The sequence below is a fragment of the Kitasatospora sp. NPDC057542 genome, assembly GCF_042801945.1.
Classification (GTDB): Bacteria; Actinomycetota; Actinomycetes; order Streptomycetales; family Streptomycetaceae; genus Kitasatospora.
On record NZ_JBHVFE010000504.1, the window covers coordinates 1 to 6,259 of the forward strand.

At 74.3% G+C, this 6,259-nt stretch carries 8 protein-coding genes; 3 read left to right on the plus strand and 5 right to left on the minus strand.

All coding sequences use genetic code 11. From position 1 onward, the window contains the following. Positions 1 to 384: deoxyribodipyrimidine photo-lyase (locus tag ACFU7Y_RS37890; protein WP_380771076.1), on the minus strand; the 384-nt coding region annotated here is incomplete at its 3' end. 200 nt (positions 385 to 584) lie between these two features. On the opposite strand from ACFU7Y_RS37890, the gene ACFU7Y_RS37895 reads away from it, so the two are divergent. Next, the gene (locus tag ACFU7Y_RS37895; RefSeq protein ID WP_380771077.1) at positions 585 to 1,190 is read left to right on the plus strand and encodes a TetR/AcrR family transcriptional regulator; all 606 of its coding nucleotides are present in this window, start codon (positions 585 to 587) and stop codon (positions 1,188 to 1,190) included. Positions 1,191 to 1,200: 10 nt separating this feature from the next. Next, the gene (locus ACFU7Y_RS37900; protein ID WP_224284801.1) at positions 1,201 to 1,566 is read left to right on the plus strand and encodes a VOC family protein; all 366 of its coding nucleotides are present in this window, start codon (positions 1,201 to 1,203) and stop codon (positions 1,564 to 1,566) included. A gap of 150 nt (positions 1,567 to 1,716) precedes the next feature. Here ACFU7Y_RS37900 and ACFU7Y_RS37905 read toward each other — a convergent pair whose 3' ends face one another. From ACFU7Y_RS37905 to ACFU7Y_RS37920, 4 genes are all read right to left on the minus strand, one after another. Further along, the gene (locus tag ACFU7Y_RS37905; RefSeq protein WP_224284800.1) at positions 1,717 to 1,968 is read right to left on the minus strand and encodes a hypothetical protein; all 252 of its coding nucleotides are present in this window, start codon (positions 1,966 to 1,968) and stop codon (positions 1,717 to 1,719) included. 294 nt (positions 1,969 to 2,262) lie between these two features. Then, complete coding sequence (locus ACFU7Y_RS37910; RefSeq protein ID WP_380771078.1) at positions 2,263 to 2,949, minus strand: DedA family protein; 687 nt, start codon at positions 2,947 to 2,949, stop codon at positions 2,263 to 2,265. Positions 2,950 to 3,127: 178 nt separating this feature from the next. Continuing rightward, entirely contained in the window at positions 3,128 to 4,090 is a 963-nt protein-coding gene (locus ACFU7Y_RS37915; RefSeq protein ID WP_380771079.1) for a MerR family transcriptional regulator, read from the minus strand. 84 nt (positions 4,091 to 4,174) lie between these two features. Beyond that, entirely contained in the window at positions 4,175 to 4,765 is a 591-nt protein-coding gene (locus ACFU7Y_RS37920; RefSeq protein WP_374120045.1) for a sigma-70 family RNA polymerase sigma factor, read from the minus strand. 206 nt (positions 4,766 to 4,971) lie between these two features. Between ACFU7Y_RS37920 and ACFU7Y_RS37925 the strand changes: the two genes are divergently transcribed. Continuing rightward, the gene (locus tag ACFU7Y_RS37925; RefSeq protein WP_224282737.1) at positions 4,972 to 6,189 is read left to right on the plus strand and encodes a GNAT family N-acetyltransferase; all 1,218 of its coding nucleotides are present in this window, start codon (positions 4,972 to 4,974) and stop codon (positions 6,187 to 6,189) included. Positions 6,190 to 6,259 lie beyond the last annotated feature (70 nt).

Consider the following 6,259-nt stretch of genomic DNA (forward strand, 5'->3'; position numbering starts at 1 on the left):
GGTCAGCGATGCGACGAGGACGTGCAGGCGCTCGCCGAAGTGCTTGCGCAGCCGCGCCTCCCGCCGGTGCGCGAAGGCGCTGACGCCCGCGGCGACGTGCACGGTGGCGGCACCGGCCTGGGCGGCGACCCGGGCCGTCTGCTCGGCGGGCTCGCCGCGGCGCACGATCAGCCGGGAGCCGGCCCGGCGCAGTGCGGCGTCCAGGTCGGCGAGGCAGTCGGCCAGGAGCGCCTGCCGGTTGGGCGCGGCGAACCCGGCGCCCTCGACGGCGGGGTCCAGGACGAACAGCGGGACGACCTGGTCGGCCGCGGCCGTGGCGGCGTGCAGCACGGGGTTGTCGTGCAGTCGCAGGTCCTGGGTGAACAGGGCGATCGATACGGTCACGGGTGGGGCCTCGCAGGTGGTGCCGTCGGGTGCGCGGATGGTCCGCACCCGGTCTTCGGAGCCGGCCGCGCGGCGGATTGCTCCGGACGGCCGCCGGTCCCGGCTCACGCCCTGTGCCGATGGCCTCTTGACCGGAGTGAGTGCTCACTCCGATACTGGCGTCCATGGCGACAGGACCCAGTCGGCGAAGAGCACCAGCGATGGACCCCGACAGCCGCCGGGAGATGATCGTTCGTGCTGCGCTTCCCCTCGTGATCGAGCACGGCAGCGCGGTGACGACACGCCAGGTCGCTCGGGCCGCGGACATCGGGGAGGGCACGATCTTCCGTGTCTTCGCGGACAAGGCGGAACTTCTGGACGCCTGCGTGACCGAGGCGCTCAGCCCGGACCACGCCCTTGCCGAACTCGCCCTGGTGTCCATGGACCAGCCGCTCGCCGCCCGGCTGACCGAGGCTGCCTCGGCACTGCAGGCCCACCTGGACCGGGTCGGCGCGGTGCTCGGTGCGCTTCACGCGACAGGCGGGCGGGGCCGAAGTGGCCGTCCCGGCAGCCCGGGGGGCACGCCTGATCGTGCGGCCGGTTCCCTGCCCGTGCGAGAGGCGCTCGTCGAAATCTTCGAGCCTGAGCGGGAATCGCTGCGATTGTCTCCCGAGCAGGCAGCACTGATCTTCCTGGGCCTCCTGTTCGCCGGGACCGGCATGCCGCCGGCAGGAGGCGGGTCAGCGGATGCGTCGCCGCAATGGGGAGTGCGCGACCTCGTCGACGTCTTCCTGCACGGCGTCCTGCCCCAGCCGGTCCGGATCTGAGAGGCGGAACATGTCCATCACGTTGAACCACACCATCGTTCCAGCCGTCGACAACGAGGCGGCAGCACGCTTCTTCGCCTCCGTCATGGGACTGCACTATCGAGGTGCGGATCGGCATTTCGCGCCGGTGCAGGTCAACGATTCCCTGACGCTGGACTTCATGTTCGTCGAGAATCCGGTCGGCCATCACCTGGCCTTCGACGTGGACCCGTCATCCTTCGACGGCATCCTCGCCCGGCTCCGCGCCGCCGGAGTGCCCTACGGCAATGATCCCAACGAGCCCGACAACGGTCGGATCGACCACCCGTTGTGCCCTCGTGGCCTGTACTTCACCGATGACGCCGGAAACCTCTACGAGGTCATGTCTCCCGGGTAGCAGCCATCCGGCACTGCCACCGCACAGTGTCCGGCAACGACTCCAGCCGTGCTCGGCCATCGGCGTCCTGTCGACCGCGGCGTGCCCGCGCCGGCGAGGTGGACGGCGACCCGGGAATCCTCGATCCCTCCGGCGGTGCAGACGGCGGTGTTACGGCGCCGCGGCGTCTGCTGCGGGCGGCTCGGGTTCCCCGTCGTCGTCCGGCTCCGCCTTCTTCCGGACGTCGGCCGGGGTGGGCGCCGTGATGGAGCGTTCCTCGGCGGAGCGCTCCCGGGCCCCGACCCGGCCCTCGGCCTTCGCCCGGACATCGCGCGGGGTCGGGGCCGTGATCGCGCGTTCCTCGGCGGACCGTTCCTGCGTCGGCTGGTCCGGCTGCGTTCCGTGGTCGTCGGGTGTGGTCATGGCTCGTTCCCCTTTCCGGGGCCTGGGCTTCGGCAGGCGGGATTCGGGACGGCTGCCCCGAATGTCCGGTTCCGAACCGGGCGGACGAGGTCGGGCGGCCCGGCCCGGCACGGTGCCGGTTCCGGCGGCCGGCGGCCGTCGGCCTTTCGACCGTAACCCCGGGCCGGAAGCCGCGCTGCCGGGCGCCCACCTCCACTCGAACCGGTGACCGTCGGCGCCCGGCGGTTGCCCGAGAACCTCGGGCTCCCGGCATCCGGGAAGCGGCTACGGGATCCCGCTCCCGGCGGTGCGGCGTCAGGGATTCTCGCCCCGGTCGCCCCGGTCGCCCCGGTCGCCCCGGTCGTTCTGGTCGTCCTGGTCGTCCCGGGTCGGGGTGCGAGCCTCGGACCTGCGTCGGCGCAGGTGCCAGACGACCAGGGTGATGACGACGAATGCGGCGATCAGGAGGGCGAGGGCACGGCCGACGGCGCCCTCGACCTGGGTGTAGGCGGCTCCGGCGAAGTAGCCGAGGAGGGTGAACCCGGCGCCCCAGATGAGGCCGCCGAGCGCGTTGAACAGCAGGAAGCGGGGGTACGGCATACGGGAGGTGCCGGCCAGGGCGGGCATCATGGCGCGGAAGAAGGCGACGAACCGGCCGAAGAAGACGGCGGCCGGCCCGCGTCGGCGGATCAGGTCCTGGGCCTGGCCGATCCGGTCCGCATGGCGCCGCATGGGGCGGGTGTCGAGGATCTTCGGGCCGATCCGGCGGCCGATCTCGAAGCCGGTGGAGTCGCCGAGAATGGCGGCGCAGACCACGACCAGGACGAGCCAGCCGATGGAGACCTTGCCCTGGTTGGCGAGGAACCCGCCGAGGACGGCGGCGGTCTCGCCGGGGATGACGAAGCCGAAGAAGAGGGCGTCCTCGGCGAACACGAGAGCGCCGACGACCGCGTACACGACCGGGCCGGACAGTCCGCTCAGCCAGTCGGTGATCGAGCTCATCAGCCACCCCGTTCGGGAGCGACGTCCCTCTCCGCTTCAATGTAACGCTTGCGGTCTTCGGGGACCCGGCTCGGTGTCGGCGGCGCCCTCGACGGGCAGGGTGCCCGTCATCACTCGATCGGGTGGCTGTCTCTGGAGTCTGGCTCACCCGATCGGGGTAACCGACCGGCGGCCCGACTCACGCGGTGACGGTCCGCTCCAGGAGGTCGAGCGCTGTCGCCAGGGTCCGCGGGCCCGCGGTGCCGTCCGGGAGGCCGGAGCGGCCCCAGCCGGGGCCGGTGGCCAGGACCAGCGCCCGGCCGCGGGAACCGCGCGGGCCCCACGTGGAGTCGGCCACCCGCCGGACCAGCCCGTGGTCGGCGGTGAGCGGGAGCTGTGACCAGAGCACCACGGCGCCCGGGCCGATCCGGTGCACCGCGTCCAGCAGCGCCCCGGGCGGGACGGCCGCGCCCAGCATCCGGAAGGGCAGCGCCCGTTCGCCCAGGCCCGCCGCGGCCGCCTCCAGGGCGAGGCTGTGCTGCTCGTCGGGCATCGCGGCCAGCAGGACGGGCGGCACGGGCCGGGTCCTGGTGGGCCGTACGGCCACGGCGCGCAGGGCGGTGGACACGTGCCAGGACAGCAGGTGTTCGACCTCGACGTACTGCTCGCCGGAGGAGGCCCACTTGCGTCCGGTCGCGCGCAGCGCGGGCATCATGACCTCCGTCCAGGCGGCGACGATCCCGAGCGCGTCCACCGCCTCCCGCAGGATCCGGGCGACCTCGGGGGAGTCCAGACGCACGGCGGCCCGGGCCAGGCCCCGGCACTCGGGGCGGACCGCGCCCATCCGCAGCGTGCGGCCGCCGCTCGGGCCGTGGCCGGCGGCCGGCGATGGCCAGGCTGCGGGCGTGGCCCCGGGCGCGGCCGCGCGGTGGGCGGCCAGCACGGCCCGGGCGGCTTCGGCCGGGCGCACGCCGCGGGCCGCCAGGCGGCACATGGCTTCGAGCAGGGCGATGTCCTCGGGGGTCCAGCGGCGGTGGTGGCCGGGGGCGCGGCGGGAGGGGCCGATGCCGTAGCGGCGCTCCCAGGAGCGGACCGTGGTCGGGGACACGCCGAGGAGTCGGGCCACGCTCCCGGTCGGCATGCCCGCCTCGTCGGCACCCATCGTGTCCCTCCTCCGGAAGTCCGAAGCGCCCTCGACGTCCCGGCGTCCTTCGCCGTTCCCATGATCCTCTGCCGGGCCCGGGTGTCAGAGCCCGTCGAAGGCCGCCCGCAGCCGCAGGAGCCCGTCCCGCGTGCGGGTCTTCACCGTGCCCAGCGGCACACCCAGGATCCGGGCGATCTCGCGCTGTGCGTACCCGCCGTAGTAGGCCAGCACGAGCGACTCGCGCTGGACGCCGCTCAGCCGGGCGAGCGCGGACCGCACCCGGAGCGCGTCGAAGGTCCGCTCGACCTGCTCGGCGACCGGTTCGGTGGCCGGCTCAAGGACCGGCTGTTCCCGCAGGGCCGCCCGCAGTTCGCGGTCGGCGGCGGCGCGCGCCGCCCTGGCCCGGTCCACCGCCCGGCGGTGGGCGATGGTGAGCACCCAGGCCATGACCGTTCCACGGGCCGGCCGGTAGGCGGCGGCGGTGCGCCAGACCTCCAGCAGCACCTCCTGGGCCACCTCCTCGGCGTGGGCGGGGCTGCGCAGCGTCCGCAGCGCGATCCCGTACACCGGGGTCGCCACGGCCCGGTACAGCCGCGTGTACGCCGTCCGGTCGCCCCGGGCCACCGCCGCGACCAGGGCGCCCAACTCCGCGGCCGACACCGGGACGGGCGCGGCGGGCGCCGGGGCGGGCACTGCGGCGAGGGGCGGGTGGGCTCGCGTGGTCACACCGGCACTGTGCAGCGTTTCGGAACGGCGAGACCACTCGCAGCCTTTGTGCAGCGTTTCGCTCCGGAAGCCCGGCCGCCGGTAATTCGGTTGACCGGCCCGCGCGGTAACGCTGCACTTCGGGGAGCGCCACAACGGGTGGCGCCGGTATCGCGGGGAGGCAGCAGCGCCGCATGGAGATCCGTTCCACGACCGACCAGGACCTCGGCACCTTCGTCGACACCTTCCACGCCGCGCTGGGGCGCTTCCCGGACACCCCGGACGCGAACGGCGGCGGAGTCTGGTGGGCGGCGACCGAGATGGACCGCAATCTGCTCGCCGTGACGGCGGACGGACGGCCCGTCGGCACCGCCGGTGCGCACACCTTCGAGCTCACCCTGCCCGGCCGGGTCGTCGTCCCCGTCGCCGGGGTGACGGCCGTCGGCGTCCTGCCCACCCACCGTCGCCAGGGCATACTCACCGCGATGATGCGGCGTCAGCTCGCCGATCTGCGGGCCCGGGGGGAGTTCCTCTCCGTGCTGCTGGCCTCCGAGGCCGGGATCTACGGCCGGTTCGGCTACGGACCGGCGACGTACACCCAGCGACTCACGGTGCAGCGGCACCAGGCCGCCTTCGCCGCTCCCCGGGCGCAGGGGGCCGGGGCGCCGGTGAGCGGTTCGGTCGAACTGCTGCGGCGGGCCGAGTGCGGGGAGGTCGTGGAGGAGGTCTACGACCGCTACCGCCGCGTCCAGCCCGGCGCGCTGTCCCGGCCGCGCCGCTGGTGGCAGCTGGGCGCGGGGCAGGTCCCGATCGCCCCGACGCCGCGTTACGTCGCCGTCCACCGCGACGCCGACGGCACCCCGGACGGGTACGCCAGCTACTGGATCGGCGACGACACCCTGACGGTGGACGAGACCGTCGCCGTCGACGACGCCGGCTACACGGACCTGGCCCGGTTCGTGCTCGGCCACGACCTGGTCGCCCAGGTCGCGTTCCGTCACCACCCGCCCGACCACCCACTGCGCTGGCAGCTCGCGGACTTCAACGCGGGCCAGCTGAGCAACCACACCGACTGGCTGTGGGTGCGGCTGCTGGACGTACCGCGCGCGCTGACCTCGCGCGCCTGGTTCACGGACGGAGAGCTGGTCCTGGACGTCGACGACCCGTTCCTCGGCGAGCACCACCGGTACCTGCTGACCGTCCGGGGCGGGAAGGCCGAGTGCGTCCCGACGGACCGGGAGCCCGACCTGTCCCTGGACGTGCGGGACCTGGGCGCGGTCTACCTCGGTGGCACCGCCCCGAGCGCACTCGTCCGGGCCGGGCACATCCGCGCCCACCGCCCCGGCGCGGCCGTCCTCGCCGACGCCCTGTTCCGCGCCGAGCGCGCCCCGCACTGCCTGCACTGGTTCTGATCCGGCGGCCGCCGACGGCGATCACGCCGACCGGGATCACGCCGAACGCCGGCCCCGCCCTTGAACGGGC

What these genes read in the sequence shown, in the direction of transcription:
- ACFU7Y_RS37900 (WP_224284801.1), top strand. Translation starts at nt 1,201, where the DNA reads ATGTCCATCACGTTGAACCACACCATCGTTCCAGCCGTCGACAACGAG.
- ACFU7Y_RS37910 (WP_380771078.1), bottom strand. Translation starts at nt 2,949, where the DNA reads ATGAGCTCGATCACCGACTGGCTGAGCGGACTGTCCGGCCCGGTCGTG.
- ACFU7Y_RS37905 (WP_224284800.1), bottom strand. Translation starts at nt 1,968, where the DNA reads ATGACCACACCCGACGACCACGGAACGCAGCCGGACCAGCCGACGCAG.
- ACFU7Y_RS37895 (WP_380771077.1), top strand. Translation starts at nt 585, where the DNA reads ATGGACCCCGACAGCCGCCGGGAGATGATCGTTCGTGCTGCGCTTCCC.
- ACFU7Y_RS37925 (WP_224282737.1), top strand. Translation starts at nt 4,972, where the DNA reads ATGGAGATCCGTTCCACGACCGACCAGGACCTCGGCACCTTCGTCGAC.
- ACFU7Y_RS37915 (WP_380771079.1), bottom strand. Translation starts at nt 4,090, where the DNA reads ATGGGTGCCGACGAGGCGGGCATGCCGACCGGGAGCGTGGCCCGACTC.